This is a genomic window from Nocardia sp. NPDC004582 (genome assembly GCF_053602115.1).
Genome location: NZ_JBSGCY010000157.1, coordinates 1 through 14,146, shown reverse-complemented (window position 1 = coordinate 14,146; position 14,146 = coordinate 1). Strand labels below are relative to the sequence as shown.

The following is a 14,146-nucleotide window of genomic DNA, read 5'->3' as shown; positions in this document are numbered from 1 at the left end:
GATGGATCACTCGACATCTACATCCAGAACCAGCAACCGGCAGACCACGCGAGCAACTGGCTGCCCTCGGCACCCAGCGGACTGTTCCGGCTGAATTACCGAATCTACCTCCCCACTGCCGACGCCCAGGATCCCGCAACCCTCGGCAAGTACCTGCCTCCCGTCAAGAAGACGAGCTGAGAGCGCTCGGAGCCTGGTGCGGTGCAGAGCACACTCGTGCCGCATATCGTGCTGACCGAACCGGTCGAGCAGCAGCTGGCCGAAGGCACTGTCATGTCGACCAGTAGATGGTTCGGTGGGGTTCGAGATTGGCGTGCTGTGGTGATGTCGGGCGGGGCGGGCGGGCGGAGTGTGTGGATGATCTCGTCCGTTTCCCGCCAGAGTGGCGCGTGTGGATGTTTGTACTGTCGAGCCATGACCACGGATAACAAGGCCATCGTCCAGGCGGCGTGGCGGGCGTTCGCCAGTCACGATGCCGACCGGATCGAAGCATTCTTCACCGCGGATGCCGAATGGCTTGCTCCAGCGGGTAACGCGACTGCGGTCGCGCTCGACGCTCCGAGCCACATGATCGGCAGACAGGCCATCACACGCTTTCTGGCACAGGAGTTCTCGCGGTTGTTCGTCAGTGACGTCGCGGTGGACTTCCACGGCTTCTATGCCGATGGTGATCGGGTGATCGTGGAGGAGACGATGAGCGCCACGCTGGCGAACGGGAACACGTACCGCAACGACTACTGCTTCGTCTTCGAGTTGCGGGGTGGCCTCATCCACAGGGTTCGGGAATATATGGACACGGCACGTGGACATCGTGACGTCTTCGATGGGGACGCCGCCGGCAGCGTCATCGAGACCGGCGAACGGGTGGGAGGCTGAGTGCGGGATCAATGTGGGCATCTATGGTTCGAACGTCGCCGCGATGGAAGTTGAGGCCCTCGCTCGCGCGGACGAGTGACGAGGACATGTACTCACTTGCGCCGTACTGGCCGGTAGGTAGGGTGGCGAAATGCGTTTCAAACCAGGGGGATTCGAAGGGCGGACTATTCCGGCAGCCGTTCTGACACCACGTAGGCTGCGAACGGCGATGAATCTCGCCCCGTCTCTGCTGTTCCTGGGCGTACGAGTCGATCGATTCGCCGAGGACTGGACGTCCACCGAGGTGAGCCTGAAGGTGCGCCGCTGGAACTCCAACCACAATGGCGCCGCACCGGGTTGGTCCCTGTTCGCGATGACCGACCCGTTCTTCGGAATGATGGCCAACGGCCAACTCGGCCAGGGCTATCGGATCTGGAACACCACCGCCGACATCGAGTTCATCGCCCCCGGCCGCGGCACCGTCCGATCCACGATGCTGATGCCCCGCGAACTGATGGACGACATCCGCCGCACCACCGCCGACGGGTCGAAATCCATCACCGAGCACGAAACCCAGATCGTCGATTCCAACGGCGCCCTGGTAGCTCGCGCACACCAGACGCTGTATGTCAGGAAGAAGCCAGGGCTTTCGGAAACCCGCCGCTGATCCTTCGAGGTGCGCCCGGCGCTGTCGGGGTGTTCCGTTAGGGTCCGGGCGTGACCGATCGTGAGACCTACGCCCCGCTGGTGTTCTTCGAGTATGACCACAGGCCCGGGCATTTCTGCCTGATGCTGTCCGACAACCACATGCTCGCTTCCGAGGTCGTGTTCGCCGAGTCCGGTTATGACGGTGGCGGTTACGGATGGGCGGGAGTTGCGCGGTCGGCGGTGGCGACGCGGGCGCCCGAGCTGGCGGATCGGGTCAGCTACGACCCTGAGGCGGGGATGTTCGTGGCCTACGGGGAAGATGCCGGGGCGCTTCGGCAACTCGGGATGTTGTTGCAGGAGGCGCATCGTGATCCCGCGGTGCTGTCCGGGTTCATCGAGGCCGGCGACCCCGAGTGGTTCGACTGACCGGCGGGATTCGGCGACATCCGTACGATCGCTGAGGTGACCGACGACAAAGCAGCCGGCGCCGTAGCCATCGCGGTGCAGAATCTGCACGACGATCTCGCGACCTGGTTGGGCAGCGAGGCGGCGCCCGAGGTGTTCGAACGCTTCGCCCGCGCGCAGCGTCCGGAGTTCACCATGGTGAGTACCGACGGTTCGGTGGTCGCGCGCGAGGCGCTCCTCACCGGGCTGCGCGCGGCGCGGAATGCCGTGCCCGGTTTGCGGATCGAAATCGACGAGGTTGTCGAGCTGAACCGGTTGGCCGCCACGGTCGTGGTCCGCTTCCGCGAAGTCCACCACGGCCCGACCGGCAGCGCCGCCCGCCAAGTGACCGCCGTACTGACCGCCGAACCCGACGGCTACCTGTGGCACTCTGTCCACGAGACCGCGATCAACTGACACACCGCCCGACCCCTCCGACGCGGATTGGTTGAGTAATGGACATGAACTCGTTGTTCTTCGGCCTGGCGGTGACCGATTTCGCCGCAGCCGACCGCTGGTACACCCGCCTGTTCGGCCGTCCCGCCGATGTCCTGGTGACGCCAGGCATCGAGGCGATGTGGCAGCTCGGCGACACCGTATTCGTTTACATCGTGGTCGATCCCGAGCGCGCCGGAAAGGCGCTGGTGAATATCGCCGTGCCCGACTTGGATGCATCCGTAGCCGAAATCCGCTCGCGCGGCATCGACTCCGGCCCTTTCATCCTCGTCGGTCCCAACGGCACGGCAGGACGCAAAGCCCCCGTCGCCGATCCGGACGGCAACTCGATCTTCGTCATCGAGATCGCGGAAAGCTGAGTGGCCGCGCACATCCGCCCATATCGGAGATCACCAAGGCAGGACACCATGACCAGGCTCGATCGCGAGCAGCTCATCGAATTGGTCGCACGCATCCAGAACGTCGAGGGTACCGAGGCACAGTTGGATGAATGGCTCGCTCGGCTCCAGGATTCTGTGGCGGACCCCAACATCTCCGACCACATTTTCTGGGACTTCTCCGATCCCCCGTTGACCCCGGCGCAGATCGTGGACAAGGCGCTGGCCTACCGGCCGATCGTGCTCGGCGGACCGGACTAGCGAACCCCCCGAACATCCTGTGCTGCCGCTTCCCACACTGCCCACACTGCCCACACTGCCCGCACGGCCAGGTGGGCGGTGGAAGATCAACGGTCGCCTATGCCCGCGAACGCGCCATGATCTCGTGGATCGTGCGGGTCAGTCGTGATGCGGCTTCGCGGTCGTCGTGAATCGACAAGGCCTGGTTGATGATCAGCCAATCCGGGATGTCGTCGCCGGTGGCGTACTTGCGGAAGCAGTTGTAGATCGCGTAGTAGGCGAACTCGACCGGGTCGGGGAAGGTCAGATCGTCGTCTTGCAGGGCCGTGATGGGCTCGAGGTATCGGTTGCCGACATCGGCGAGATCCGTGCCGGCGCAAGCGGATCTGAGCGCATCGGCTGGCAGTTCGATATCCACGTCGTGCCGCATCCCGACGACCGAGTCGCGGTAGCGAAGGTGGGCGCGTTTGTCGTGGATGTAGCCGGTCCAGGTCGGCAGGGCGTCCTCGCACAACGATAGGTGCACCTGTCGTCGGCGGTCGGCTCCCAGTTGGGCGAACAGTTGACTGGGCGTCATGGGTGATTCTAACGAAACCTGATGGCTGGGCTCGCGCCGGACGTGAAGTAGAACGTGTTCTATATTCGGGGGTAACCGTTCCGCGAGCCCTCGGGAGTTCACTACATGTACCAGTGGTCCGACGAAGACCTGATGTTCCGCGACGCGCTGCGTGGGTTCATCGACAAGGAGATCAAGCCCAACGTCGAGCAGCTGGAGAGCGGGGCGCTGCCGCCTTTCGACATCATTCGGAAGCTGTATGCCACCTTCGGGCTGGATGAGCTGGCGAAGGAGGGGCTGGAAAAGGCGTTCGCCAAGGAAGAGGGCGGCAGCACTGGTAAGCCGGGTAAGTCGGGCGGCGGGTTCAGCGGATCGGGCTCGATGGGGGTGATCCTCAACAGTGAGCTGGCGGGTATCAGCCTGGGTCTGGTGGCGTCGATGGGTGTGAGCCTGGGTCTGACCGTGGGCACCATTCGCAGCCGCGGCACGCTGGCGCAGAAGAAGCGGTGGCTGCCGGAGCTGGTGACGTTCGAGAAGGTCGGCGCGTGGGCGATCACCGAGCCGGATTCGGGCTCGGACGCGTTCGGCGGGATGAAGGCCTACGTCAAGCGTGACGGTCAGGACTACATCCTCAACGGCCAGAAGACTTTCATCACCAACGGCCCGTACGCCGACGTCACCGTCGTCTACGCCAAGCTGGACGAGGGCGACGGCGCCGACAAGCGCGACCGCAAGGTGCTGACCTTCGTGCTGGACAAGGGCATGGAGGGCTTCACGCAGAGCAAGCCGTTCAAGAAGATGGGCATGAACTCCTCGCCGACCGGTGAGATGTTCTTCGACAATGTCCGCATCACCCCGGACCGGCTGCTCGGCGAGACCGAGACCCCGGCCAAGGGCGACGGCAAGGACAGTGCCAAGGAGTCGTTCGCGGCCGAGCGGATCGGCATCGCGTCGCTGGCGCTGGGCATCATCAACGAATGCCACCGGCTCAGCATCGAGTACGCGAAGTCGCGCAAGCTGTGGGGCAAGGAGATCGCGCAGTTCCAGCTCATCCAGCTCAAGCTGGCCGAGATGGAGATCGCGCGAATCAATGTGCAGAACATGGTGTTCAACGCCATCGAGCGGACCGCGGCGGGGGAGAAGGTGTCGCTGGCCGAGGCGTCGGCGATGAAGCTGTACTCCTCGCGCGCGGCCACCGAGGTCGCCATGGAGGCGGTGCAGCTGTTCGGCGGCAACGGCTACATGGCCGAGTACAAGGTCGAGCAGCTCGCCCGCGACGCCAAGTCGCTGATGATCTACGCGGGCAGCAACGAGATCCAGGTGACCCACATCGCCAAGGGCCTGCTCGGCGGCTAGACCGTCGCCGGTCGGCACGCCCGCGGCCTCACCCCATCAGTGTCTCGATGAGGTCGGCGCTGCCCGCGGGCGTGCACAGCGACACCGCACCGGTGTGCGGGTCCACCAGCGCCGACCCGAGATCCAGTCGCGCGCTGATCAATTCGAAGAACCCGGCCAGTGACGGCGCGATCACCGCGCGCACGGCCGGGTCGGGTCCGTAGGTGATGACCTGGCCCACGGTGCCGAACGGCCCGGGGCTGGTGTCCACCGCGAAACCGCAGTCGCCGTCGTCCGCGGTGAACGGCACCCACCCGGGTTTCCAGAACTTCCGTGACACCGCGCCCGGTTCGGGGCAGTGCACCCAGTGATCGCAGTCGACGCCCGCGCGGCGGAAGGACTCCGCGGTGCGCTCCTGCACCGTCTGGATCGCGATGATCTCCTCGACTCCCAGCAGCCGGTGCAGGAAGAAATCGCCCGCGTCGTCGGTGCCGTCCGCGACCGACAGCATGGCGATCAGCGAATCCGGCAGCGGCTGCCCGAAAGTCGCGCGATAATTCGCCAGCGCCGCCCGGGACGCGGGCGCGCGGAAATGCTCCCGGATGCCCAGGGAGCCGGCCTCCATCCAGGCCAGGACTTTGGTGAACGCGGACCCCGCGTCGAGTGATGGCACGCCTGTCTCCGCTCTGAGATCGCTTGATGGCCGGCCGCGGTGGAGCGAGATGGACTTCACGGTAGGGGCATAGCAAACCGACCGCTACGCACGGTCGCGCATGAGAAGAATGCTCCGGGCGCATAATTCGCCTCGGCGGACGGGCCGACGATCCCGGGATGCGCGGAAATCGCCCGCTCACCTGTAGTGAAGCACTATCGTTTCTCATTGCTCACGAAGTTGTGGGCGATATGTGAGGAGCACACTTCATGAAGAATTCCCGCCGTGCCGGCATCGGCGCGACGGCGATCGGCGCAGCGGCCGCCGTCGCCGCGCTGACCGCCCCCAACGCCAGCGCGTTGGTCAACTCGATCACCGTCAGCGACGCCAAGGTCTGCCTCAACAAGGCCACCACCGTGACCGTCGCCGTCGACCCGACCTCGTTCCTGTTCGATGTCTCGCTGAGCGACAACGACACTCTCCTCGGCAACGCCAAGGTCGCCAACAACCAGGCCGTCTTCTCCTGGACCCCGACCACCGTCGGCTCGCACACCCTCAAGGCGATCCAGCAGGTCATCAGCGTCAAGACCATCACCGTGGACGTCGTGGACTGCACCCCGATCCCCGTCCCCGGCGGCACCGGCTCGTCCGCGAGCAACCCCCTCGCCGGCCTGCTCAGCAGCCTCTCGGCCAAGTAGCGCGCCGCGAACCCGGAGGCGCGGCGCGCGGCTGTGTCTCCGGGCCCGGATCGGCGCCCTCGGACCGGGATCGGCCGCGCACGGTCAATTAGTTGATCAGTTAGCCTGACCTGATGGCCCTACGAAACGCGGTGCTGGCCGCCCTGCTGGACGGCGAGGCCTCCGGCTACGACCTGGCCAAGGGTTTCGACGCCCCCGTGGCGAACTTCTGGGTCGCCACCCCGCAGCAGCTGTACAAGGAACTCGAGCGGATGGCCGCCGACGGGCTCATCGAGACCCGCGTCGTCGAACAGGAACGCCGCCCCACCAAACGCCTGCACGCCATCACCCCCGCCGGGCGGGCCGCACTGCGCGAATTCATCGCCGAGCCCGCCAAACCCACCGCCATCCGCGACGAGATGATGGTGAAGGTCCAGGCCATGGAACCCGAGGACGCCCCCGCCGTGCGGGCCGCGGTCGCCGCCAAACAGGAGTGGTCGCGGGCGCGCCTGGCCCGCTACGAACGGCTGCGCACCCGGATGCTGGACGGGCGCAGCGAACAGGCGTACCTGGCCGAAGTCGAACGGGTGGGCCCGTATCTGACCCTGCTGCGCGGAATCTCCCTGGAACAGGAGAACATTCGCTGGGCGGAGTTCGCGCTGTCGGTCATCGAACGGCGGATCGAGGCCCGCGCCTAGGGTTTCCGCGCGCGGTGCCGCGTCAGTTCGACCGGAGCTCCTCGATCGCCTTCCGCAGGCGGTCGTCGGCCCCGTCGTCGGCGGGGGCCGCCATCACGACGCCCTCGGCGAGCCCGTCGTAGCGCTCCCGCAGCAGTTCTGGCAGCGCGGCGTAATCGCCGCAGACGAGCAGGGTGTCCAGCACATCGTCGGTCATCACCGCCGACAGCCGGTCCCACCGGTGCTCCTGCGTGAGTTCCCGCAGCCGGTCGAACAATTCGGGCAGGCCGAGCCGGATGAGCGTGGGCTTGTAGGACGGCGTGGAGTAGAGGAACGCGAGCAGCCGGCGCATCCGCTCGCGTTCGCGATTCACCAGCTCGGCACTCGCGCCGGTGGCGACCGGCGCGGACGCGTAGATCGGTGGCGTGGTCCGTGCGCTCTGCACCGCGCCCGCCACCAGGGCGGGTCGCACCACCTCGCGCAGATAGCCGGGATCGGCGTTGGTGGAGTGGGTGATCACGCCGTCGGCGAGTCGTCCGGCCAGCGTGCACATTCCGGTGTTGACCGCGCCCAGCAGCACCGGCGGGGCCGCCATCTCGCTGGGCCCGGGATTGAAATAGGGCTGCATGCGCGTGATCCGGTAATGCTCGCCCTCGTAGCGAACCGATTCACCGGATGCGAAGGCCGCGAACAGTTCCCGCACCGCCTCGACGTACTCACCCATCCGGCCGACCGGTTCGGTCCAGGGCATGGCGTACCGGTCTTCGATGTTCTGTTTGATCTGGGTGCCCAGCCCCAGTTCGAACCGCCCGCCGGAGAAGCTCGCCAGATCCCACGCGCTGTAGGCGACCAGGGTGGGGGAGCGGACGAAGGCCAGCGTGATAGCCGTGCGTACCGTGATGCGGCTGGTGTGCTCGGCCGCCAGCAGCGCCACCGCGAACGAGTCGTGGATGGTCTCGGGAATGTGGATGCCGTCGAAGCCGAGGGCCTCCATCCGGCGCGCCACCGCGGGCACCTGGGACAGGGGCAGGCGCGGATCCAGGGCTGCAAAGACTCTCATCGGCCGTCTTCCTCGGTGTCGCGTGTTGTCGACGCCGACGGTAGCGAACCGGTGGGTCCGGGTTACATTTGCGCGGTCCGCATTCCTCTGCGAAAGGGTCACCCATGTCGATCGCCGCTGACAAGGTCGTCTCCATCGAATACACCTTGACGGCCGACGACGGCGAGGTGCTGGACACCTCCGTCGGCGACGAGCCGCTGATCTACCTGCACGGCGCGGACAACATCGTGCCGGGCCTGGAACAGGCGCTGGAAGGCAAGAGCACCGGCGACGAACTCACCGTCGTGGTCGAGCCGGAGGACGGCTACGGCGACTACCTGGCCGAACTGGTCTCCAGCGTGCCGCGCGACATGTTCGAGGGCGTCGACGAGCTGGAGCCGGGCATGGAGTTCCACGCCGAGGCCCCGGACGGCGAATCCCAGATCGTGGTCGTGCAGCAGGTCGACGGCGACGAGGTCATCATCGACGCCAATCACCCCCTCGCGGGTCAGCGGCTGAACTTCGCGGTGAAGGTGGTCGACGTGCGCGACGCCACCGCCGACGAGCTGGCCCACGGTCACCCACACGGCGACGACGACCACCACCACTGATCCCGCGCCGGGCCGGTTCGCTGTGAACCGGCCCGGTGAATCCTCCGAATTCCGGTGCGGCCGACAGGGTTCGTTTTTCGGCCAATCGGCCGATGTCGCCACCGGATCACGCGGTCTGTGACTAGGTTTCCGAAAGCAACGAGTGGTCCTGTGCGCGCGGCCGGAGGAATCTTGGAGACCACATATCGCCTGTCCCTGCACAGGTTCGCCGTCACCGAGCTGACGGCGAACGGTTTGGATACCGACTGGTTGCTCCGAGAGGCCGGTATTCCGCAATGGTCGATGGACGACGGGGACATCCAGGTCCCCAGCTCGGCCTACGCGCGCCTGTGGGAGGTGGCCGCGCGCGCCCTCGACGATCCGCTCGTCCCCGCCCGGGTGGGCTGCCGATTCACCCTCGGCGCCGGCGGGCTGTGCGACTACCTGTTCTCCACCTCGGCCACCATCGGTGAGGGCCTGGCCACCGTCGGGCCCTTCATCAGCGATATCAGCACCAATCACCGGCTGTCCTACACCGAGGAGGACAACGGCGACATCACCTTCGGCTTCGAGATCATCGAGGGTGACGACACCGCCCGCGACCTGACCCACCTGTGGGCGGTGGGCTCCCTGCTCGGGCGGCCCCGGCGGGTGGCGGCCGGGCCGTTCGACGCGGTCCGGGTCCGGTTACGCCAGCGGGCCCCGCGCAACCACACCGATCTGCACGATCTGGTCGGCACCCGGGCCATCGAATTCGGGGCGTCGGAGGATTCCATCACCTTCCGGGCCGCCGATATGGACACCGCGCTCACCACCGCGGACCCGGTGCTGCACGCCATTCTCGAGAAGGTCGCCTCCACCGTCCCGCCGCCGCCCCCGCTGGCCAGCGCCTGGGTCGACCAGGTGGCCGAGGCGCTCGCCGACGCGCTCGTCGCGGGGGACGCCTCGCTCGCCACCGTCGCGCGCCGACTCATGGTGAGCCGCCGGACCTTACAGCGCCGGCTGACCGAGGCGGGCACCACCTGGCGCCAGGAATTGGACCGCGCCCGACTGGAACGACTACGCCGGGCCGACACCGCCGGACAGCGACTGGGCCGCGCCCGCCAGGCCGAGATCCTGGGATACTCGGGCCCGCAAGCGATTCGGCGAGCCGCCCGACGATGGGAGTCGATCGCCGAACGCCGCGTCTCCGACGGCGCGGTCCTGGCGGGCCGCTCCTGAGACGTCGCGACCGGTGGGGCGACACCGTGGTCAGCGCCGGGCGGGGCCGTCGTCGAAGCGCAGGCGGGTCGGGTGGCGGGGGGCTCGGTCGTCATCGCGGACCGCGTACAGGCCCGCGAAGCGGGGATTCGCCTGCGGCATCGGCATATCCAGCAGCGCGGGGTCCAGTATCAGTGCGGTGCGCGGCGCGTCGAAGGTGAGGTCGCGCACGCCCAGCACGATCGCGATCCCTTCGTAGACCGGATCGGCGGCCACCGTGGTCTCGGCGCGTTTGATGGGTCGGCGCATCTGCACCGCGTCGCGTTGCATGCTGACCAGCGCCCCGATGTCGTGTTCGAGGGCGAATCGCCGGATCTCGGCGGGCAGCATGGAATCGTCACGCACCAGCTCGATCTCGTCGCCGCGCCGTTCGATGGTGTGGCGGGCCAGCGAGCAGGACCGCTCGGCGAAGCGGATGGCGACCTCGAACGCCTGCCGGACCGTGGGCTGACTCATGACCGCGCGTTCGACCGCGCCGAGCTGCGGGGGATGGCAGGTGAGTCCGGCCATCAGGCCGAAGCCGGCCTCGTCGCCGATGCCGTGCACGATATTGCGCATCACCGCCACGTGCTGGGCGAAGGTGACCTCGGTGCCGGGGTGGGCGAGCTGCAGGTCGCGGATGCCGGTGTGCCGCAGGACCGATGCGATCGACAGGCCGCGGCCCAGCGCGAAATCCACCAGCAACGCGGTACTGAAGATCGGGCGCATTCGATACCGACGCTGGGCCGGCCTGTGATTGATCACCGGTGTTGCCTCTGGTCCTCGGGACTGCCGCCGTCGCCCGGCTGACGCACGTCACGCGGCGGAACGATTGGAGGTCTCCGGGCGCACCCGCGGCGCGGCGCGTGCGCCCGGATCCCGCTTCCAGCTTGGTGAATCGCGGGCAACTCGACCAGCCCCGATTGCGCCAAGGCCTCGCTGATCGCGCCATCCTGTGCCCGTGCGGGTCGGGCGCGGATGTCCGAAGTTGGCGCGTGCGGGCCGGAAATCGATCTTCGCCGGGGATCGGTGTCGGGGCGGATGGGTCCTCGCCGCCGGGGGAGCGCTGCGGTGCGCCGGGGTGTCGCCAGGACACGCGGTGTTGTCCCAATATCAACTTCTCGTGACCGGAAGCGCACTGGCGAAAAGGTTCTGGCAACCTTACAGTTATTTCATCGCACGGTGATCGATGAACCCCCGCCGGACAGCGAGACGACCGCGGGCAGGTATCGAAACCTATTGCGGTACTCCCACGTTCACCCACGCGGCGGTCGAGCCATGTCTATTGCCGCGTCGCAGCCGATTCGAATCGAGGCCGTCATGTCCGCGCCCGAAATCCCGGTCAGTGTGCCCGAACTGGATACCCTCCCACCGCCAGGACACCCGATACTCGCTCTGCCGGTGCGTGTTTCGCGCTACGGCGATCGTTTGGAAAGCCTGATCCTGGACTGGGCGGACAGCTACCGTCTGGTCGAAACCGCCCGGCAGCGGCAGCGGCTGGCGGGCACCCGGCTCGGCGAACTCATCGCTCGCACTTTCCCTTTCGTCCGCGAGGACCGGCTCGAACCGCTGGCGGGCTGGTTCACCTGGGCATTCGTCATCGACGACTGGTACGACGGGCCGGGCGGCAGCGTCGCCGCCGGTCACGGCCGGGCGCTGGCGCAGGTGCTCGACGCGCTCCCGGTCGACGGCCGCCACCGCGTCGAGCATCCCGGCGCACTCTTCCGGCAACTGGCCGCGGTGTGGGACCGGATGGCGGATGGTCAGAGCGTGCAGTGGCGGCTCGGTTTCGTCGATTGCATGGCCGCGTTCATGGAGTCGTTCCCGTACGAGGCGATCAACCGGCGCGCCGAAGCCGTGCCCGGCGTCGTGTCCTACGCCCAGCTGCGCCGTCAGTCCGGCGGCATCACCCCGTGTCTGTACCTGCTGGAATACGCGGCGGGCCGGGAGGTTCCGGGCATGATCCGGCGCAGTGACCCGTTCCAGCACATGTTCAACTGCGCCGCCGACGTCGTGGTGTGGGTCAACGATGTGGTGTCGCTGCGCAAGGAGCTCGCCATCGGCGAGGTCACCAACGGCGTGCTCGCCCTGGCCGCCGAACAGCGCTGCGGATTGCAGGACGCCGTCGCCGCCGCCTACCGGCGCGTGGGGCGGATCATCGACGAATTCCACTGTGCCGAAGTCGAACTGGCGACCCTGTGCGCCGACTGGCGGGGGCTCACCGGCCAGGAGCACCGGGCCGTGCGGCTGTGCGTCGACGGTATGAAGTACTGGATGCGCGGCAATCTCGACTGGTCGATGCATTCGGAGCGCTATCTCCAGGCCGACGTCACCCGCCTGGGCACCTCAGCCACCCTGCTCGCCGCCGACTGACCGGTACCGACTCTCACATCCCGCGCACCCCCCTGCCATCGCCACCAGGAGGTCGATCATGGCTGTCTTGTCCCCGGGCGCGTCCGCCGCCCGCACCCGCATCCCCACCGCCCCCGGCGCGCTCCCGCTCCTGGGTCACAGCGTCTCTCTGCTCCGTGACCCCCTCACCTTCCTGCTCGGTCTCCCCGAGCACGGCGACCTGGTCCGGCTGCGGATCGGCACCGGCGACGTCTACGTCGTCTGCACCCCCGAACTGACCTACGAATTGCTCCACGACCCACGCGCATTCGACAAGGGCGGCTTCTTCTTCGACCGCCTGCGCGAGCTGACCGGCAACAATGTCGCCTCCTGCCCGCACGCCGAGCACGCCGCCCACCGCCGCCGGGTGCAGCCGATCTTCCGCAAGGACCGGATGCCCGGCTACGGACGCACCATCGTCGACCAGGCCACCACCGTCCTCGACACCTGGCGGCCCGACCAGTCGATCGACGCCTTCCCGGACATGCTCCGCATCGGCGCGGGCTGCGCCGCGGCCCTCGTCTTCGGCGCCGGATTCACCCCGGATGCCTTGGAACACACCATTTCCGACATCACCCTGTATGTCAAAGGCATCTTCACCCGCATGTTCCTGCCCCCGGCCCTGGCCCGGATCCCGCTGCCCGCCAACCGCCGCTACCAGGCCGTCCGCACCCGCCTGCGGCACGCCGTCTCCGACATGATCGACCGCAACCGGACCGCGGGCGGCGCGATCGGCGGCGACCTGCTGACCGCCCTGCTCGAATCCGCCCCGGCGACACCCGATTCCCGCACCGATCTGGTCGACGAGCTGATCCTCATGCTCATGGCGGGCACCGAATCCACCGCCACCACCCTCGCCTGGACGCTCTACGAACTCGCCCGCGACCCCGCCCTGCAACGCCGGGTCCAGGTCGAGATCGACACCGTCGTCGGCGCGCATACCCCCGCTCACGCCCACATCGAGCACCTCCACCTGACCGGCCGGGTGCTCACCGAAACGCTGCGCAAGTACCCGGCCGCCTGGATCCTCAGCCGTGTCACCACCACCGAGGCGAGCCTGGGCGGCCACCGGATCCCGGCCGGCGCGACGATCGTCTTCAGCCCCTACCTGCTCCACCATCGCGCCGACGTCTTCCCCGACCCGGAGCGCTTCGACACGGACCGCTGGTTGCCGCACAACGTGTGCCCCTCGAGCCGAAAGGCTTTGGTCCCCTTCGGCGGCGGAACCCGCAAATGCGCCGGTGACGGCTTCGCCATGAGTGAGGCCGCCCTGGTCCTCGCCTCGATCATGAGCCGCTGGACCGTCGAACCGGTGCCGCACAGCACGGTTCGATTGGCCGCTTACGGAGCCCTGCAACCGGAGGGCCTGCGCCTGCGGACGGTCGCGCGCTGATCGGCGCGCCCGGGCTCACTTGGGCGCGATGGCCTGGGCGGGGAAGTCGCGGTCGGGAGTGACGCTGTGCCCGTCGGATCCGAGGGTGAGCGTCACCACGGACGGGCCGCCCGACGGGCAGCAGTTCGCGTCGTTCCCGGCGAGCCAGCGGTACTGCACCTGCACCGTGCGATCGGAGGATCCGACGACGCTGGTGTAGGAGGTGGACCGTTTGGTCGCGGTGCCCAGGTAGCCGTCGTGGTTGAACAGCATCACGTGCCAGGGCGAACTGGCGGTGCCGTGCGGAGTCCCGGCTCGGACCCACAGCAGCGCGGGGCAGGAGCCGACGGCCGCGTCGGTGCCGCTCTCGGCATAGAACCCGTCCCCGCCCACACCGCCGCCGAGTGTCGCGAGCGCCTGCGTGACCACCGGCGAGGTCAGGCTGACGCACCGGCCGTTGGCCGCGGTGGCGGGCGCGGTGTCCGCCGGCGGTCGCGAGGTCCCTGGGGACTGTGTCGGATTCCCCTGCGACTGCGGCGGATTCTCCGGCGACTGCGCGGGCGCCGTGGCCGGCGCGGATCCCGCCGCGCTCACGGTG

Annotated in this window: 19 protein-coding genes; 14 read left to right on the top strand and 5 right to left on the bottom strand. The window is 67.8% G+C overall.

Annotation, left to right across the window (positions count from 1 at the left end):
• The 7 genes from ACWELJ_RS29440 to ACWELJ_RS29410 all read left to right on the top strand — a co-directional run.
• A partial coding sequence (locus tag ACWELJ_RS29440) for a DUF1214 domain-containing protein (protein ID WP_452367844.1) occupies positions 1-180 on the top strand: 180 nt, incomplete at its 5' end.
• A gap of 21 nt (positions 181-201) precedes the next feature.
• On the top strand, positions 202-876 hold the full coding sequence (locus ACWELJ_RS29435) for a nuclear transport factor 2 family protein (protein ID WP_452369376.1): 675 nt from the start codon (positions 202-204) through the stop codon (positions 874-876).
• A gap of 208 nt (positions 877-1,084) precedes the next feature.
• On the top strand, positions 1,085-1,522 hold the full coding sequence (locus ACWELJ_RS29430; RefSeq protein ID WP_452369375.1) for a DUF4442 domain-containing protein: 438 nt from the start codon (positions 1,085-1,087) through the stop codon (positions 1,520-1,522).
• Positions 1,523-1,572: 50 nt separating this feature from the next.
• Positions 1,573-1,929: an immunity 51 family protein gene (locus ACWELJ_RS29425; protein WP_452369374.1), complete on the top strand. Its 357-nt coding sequence runs from the start codon at positions 1,573-1,575 to the stop codon at positions 1,927-1,929.
• Positions 1,930-1,965: 36 nt separating this feature from the next.
• The gene (locus tag ACWELJ_RS29420) at positions 1,966-2,364 is read left to right on the top strand and encodes a hypothetical protein (protein ID WP_452369373.1); all 399 of its coding nucleotides are present in this window, start codon (positions 1,966-1,968) and stop codon (positions 2,362-2,364) included.
• Positions 2,365-2,408: 44 nt separating this feature from the next.
• Positions 2,409-2,762 carry a VOC family protein gene (locus tag ACWELJ_RS29415; RefSeq protein WP_452369372.1) on the top strand — a complete coding sequence of 118 codons (354 nt, stop codon included), beginning with the start codon at positions 2,409-2,411 and terminating at the stop codon, positions 2,760-2,762.
• A 48-nt stretch (positions 2,763-2,810) separates the two neighbouring features.
• Entirely contained in the window at positions 2,811-3,041 is a 231-nt protein-coding gene (locus tag ACWELJ_RS29410; protein WP_452369371.1) for a hypothetical protein, read from the top strand.
• 97 nt (positions 3,042-3,138) lie between these two features.
• On the opposite strand, the gene ACWELJ_RS29405 is transcribed toward ACWELJ_RS29410, so the two are convergent.
• Entirely contained in the window at positions 3,139-3,597 is a 459-nt protein-coding gene (locus tag ACWELJ_RS29405; RefSeq protein ID WP_452369370.1) for a hypothetical protein, read from the bottom strand.
• A 105-nt stretch (positions 3,598-3,702) separates the two neighbouring features.
• Between ACWELJ_RS29405 and ACWELJ_RS29400 the strand changes: the two genes are divergently transcribed.
• Positions 3,703-4,932 (top strand): acyl-CoA dehydrogenase family protein, encoded by a 1,230-nt coding sequence (locus tag ACWELJ_RS29400; protein ID WP_452369369.1) that lies wholly within the window; start codon positions 3,703-3,705, stop codon positions 4,930-4,932.
• Positions 4,933-4,960: 28 nt separating this feature from the next.
• Here ACWELJ_RS29400 and ACWELJ_RS29395 read toward each other — a convergent pair whose 3' ends face one another.
• Positions 4,961-5,584: an SMI1/KNR4 family protein gene (locus ACWELJ_RS29395; RefSeq protein ID WP_452369368.1), complete on the bottom strand. Its 624-nt coding sequence runs from the start codon at positions 5,582-5,584 to the stop codon at positions 4,961-4,963.
• 248 nt (positions 5,585-5,832) lie between these two features.
• Between ACWELJ_RS29395 and ACWELJ_RS29390 the strand changes: the two genes are divergently transcribed.
• Positions 5,833-6,261, top strand: coding sequence for a hypothetical protein (locus ACWELJ_RS29390; protein WP_452369367.1), 429 nt, complete (start codon positions 5,833-5,835; stop codon positions 6,259-6,261).
• Between the two features lie 113 nt (positions 6,262-6,374).
• Positions 6,375-6,938 carry a PadR family transcriptional regulator gene (locus ACWELJ_RS29385; RefSeq protein ID WP_452369366.1) on the top strand — a complete coding sequence of 188 codons (564 nt, stop codon included), beginning with the start codon at positions 6,375-6,377 and terminating at the stop codon, positions 6,936-6,938.
• A 22-nt stretch (positions 6,939-6,960) separates the two neighbouring features.
• Here the strand turns inward: ACWELJ_RS29385 and ACWELJ_RS29380 are convergent, their stop codons facing one another.
• Positions 6,961-7,977 carry a TIGR03617 family F420-dependent LLM class oxidoreductase gene (locus ACWELJ_RS29380; RefSeq protein WP_452369365.1) on the bottom strand — a complete coding sequence of 339 codons (1,017 nt, stop codon included), beginning with the start codon at positions 7,975-7,977 and terminating at the stop codon, positions 6,961-6,963.
• Positions 7,978-8,081: 104 nt separating this feature from the next.
• Here ACWELJ_RS29380 and ACWELJ_RS29375 point away from each other — a divergent pair, with 104 nt between their 5' ends.
• Together ACWELJ_RS29375 and ACWELJ_RS29370 are read left to right on the top strand one after the other, a co-directional pair.
• Positions 8,082-8,567: an FKBP-type peptidyl-prolyl cis-trans isomerase gene (locus tag ACWELJ_RS29375; RefSeq protein ID WP_357097191.1), complete on the top strand. Its 486-nt coding sequence runs from the start codon at positions 8,082-8,084 to the stop codon at positions 8,565-8,567.
• 171 nt (positions 8,568-8,738) lie between these two features.
• Entirely contained in the window at positions 8,739-9,767 is a 1,029-nt protein-coding gene (locus tag ACWELJ_RS29370) for an AraC family transcriptional regulator ligand-binding domain-containing protein (protein ID WP_452369364.1), read from the top strand.
• A 30-nt stretch (positions 9,768-9,797) separates the two neighbouring features.
• Here the strand turns inward: ACWELJ_RS29370 and ACWELJ_RS29365 are convergent, their stop codons facing one another.
• Positions 9,798-10,514 (bottom strand): AraC family transcriptional regulator ligand-binding domain-containing protein, encoded by a 717-nt coding sequence (locus ACWELJ_RS29365; RefSeq protein WP_452369363.1) that lies wholly within the window; start codon positions 10,512-10,514, stop codon positions 9,798-9,800.
• Between the two features lie 591 nt (positions 10,515-11,105).
• Here ACWELJ_RS29365 and ACWELJ_RS29360 point away from each other — a divergent pair.
• Positions 11,106-12,158, top strand: a complete 1,053-nt coding sequence (locus ACWELJ_RS29360) for a terpene synthase family protein (protein WP_452369362.1) — start codon at positions 11,106-11,108, stop codon at positions 12,156-12,158.
• A gap of 58 nt (positions 12,159-12,216) precedes the next feature.
• Positions 12,217-13,569 carry a cytochrome P450 gene (locus ACWELJ_RS29355; RefSeq protein ID WP_452369361.1) on the top strand — a complete coding sequence of 451 codons (1,353 nt, stop codon included), beginning with the start codon at positions 12,217-12,219 and terminating at the stop codon, positions 13,567-13,569.
• 15 nt (positions 13,570-13,584) lie between these two features.
• On the opposite strand, the gene ACWELJ_RS29350 is transcribed toward ACWELJ_RS29355, so the two are convergent.
• Positions 13,585-14,146 (bottom strand): LppP/LprE family lipoprotein (locus ACWELJ_RS29350; protein ID WP_452369360.1); only part of this gene is annotated, 562 nt, incomplete at its 5' end.

Bases quoted from the DNA above. Each gene is read 5' to 3' on its own strand.
- ACWELJ_RS29430 (WP_452369375.1), top strand. From the start codon at position 1,085: ATGAATCTCGCCCCGTCTCTGCTGTTCCTGGGCGTACGAGTCGATCGA.
- ACWELJ_RS29415 (WP_452369372.1), top strand. From the start codon at position 2,409: ATGAACTCGTTGTTCTTCGGCCTGGCGGTGACCGATTTCGCCGCAGCC.
- ACWELJ_RS29410 (WP_452369371.1), top strand. From the start codon at position 2,811: ATGACCAGGCTCGATCGCGAGCAGCTCATCGAATTGGTCGCACGCATC.
- ACWELJ_RS29405 (WP_452369370.1), bottom strand. From the start codon at position 3,597: ATGACGCCCAGTCAACTGTTCGCCCAACTGGGAGCCGACCGCCGACGA.
- ACWELJ_RS29400 (WP_452369369.1), top strand. From the start codon at position 3,703: ATGTACCAGTGGTCCGACGAAGACCTGATGTTCCGCGACGCGCTGCGT.
- ACWELJ_RS29390 (WP_452369367.1), top strand. From the start codon at position 5,833: ATGAAGAATTCCCGCCGTGCCGGCATCGGCGCGACGGCGATCGGCGCA.
- ACWELJ_RS29385 (WP_452369366.1), top strand. From the start codon at position 6,375: ATGGCCCTACGAAACGCGGTGCTGGCCGCCCTGCTGGACGGCGAGGCC.
- ACWELJ_RS29380 (WP_452369365.1), bottom strand. From the start codon at position 7,977: ATGAGAGTCTTTGCAGCCCTGGATCCGCGCCTGCCCCTGTCCCAGGTG.
- ACWELJ_RS29375 (WP_357097191.1), top strand. From the start codon at position 8,082: ATGTCGATCGCCGCTGACAAGGTCGTCTCCATCGAATACACCTTGACG.
- ACWELJ_RS29365 (WP_452369363.1), bottom strand. From the start codon at position 10,514: ATGCGCCCGATCTTCAGTACCGCGTTGCTGGTGGATTTCGCGCTGGGC.
- ACWELJ_RS29360 (WP_452369362.1), top strand. From the start codon at position 11,106: ATGTCCGCGCCCGAAATCCCGGTCAGTGTGCCCGAACTGGATACCCTC.
- ACWELJ_RS29355 (WP_452369361.1), top strand. From the start codon at position 12,217: ATGGCTGTCTTGTCCCCGGGCGCGTCCGCCGCCCGCACCCGCATCCCC.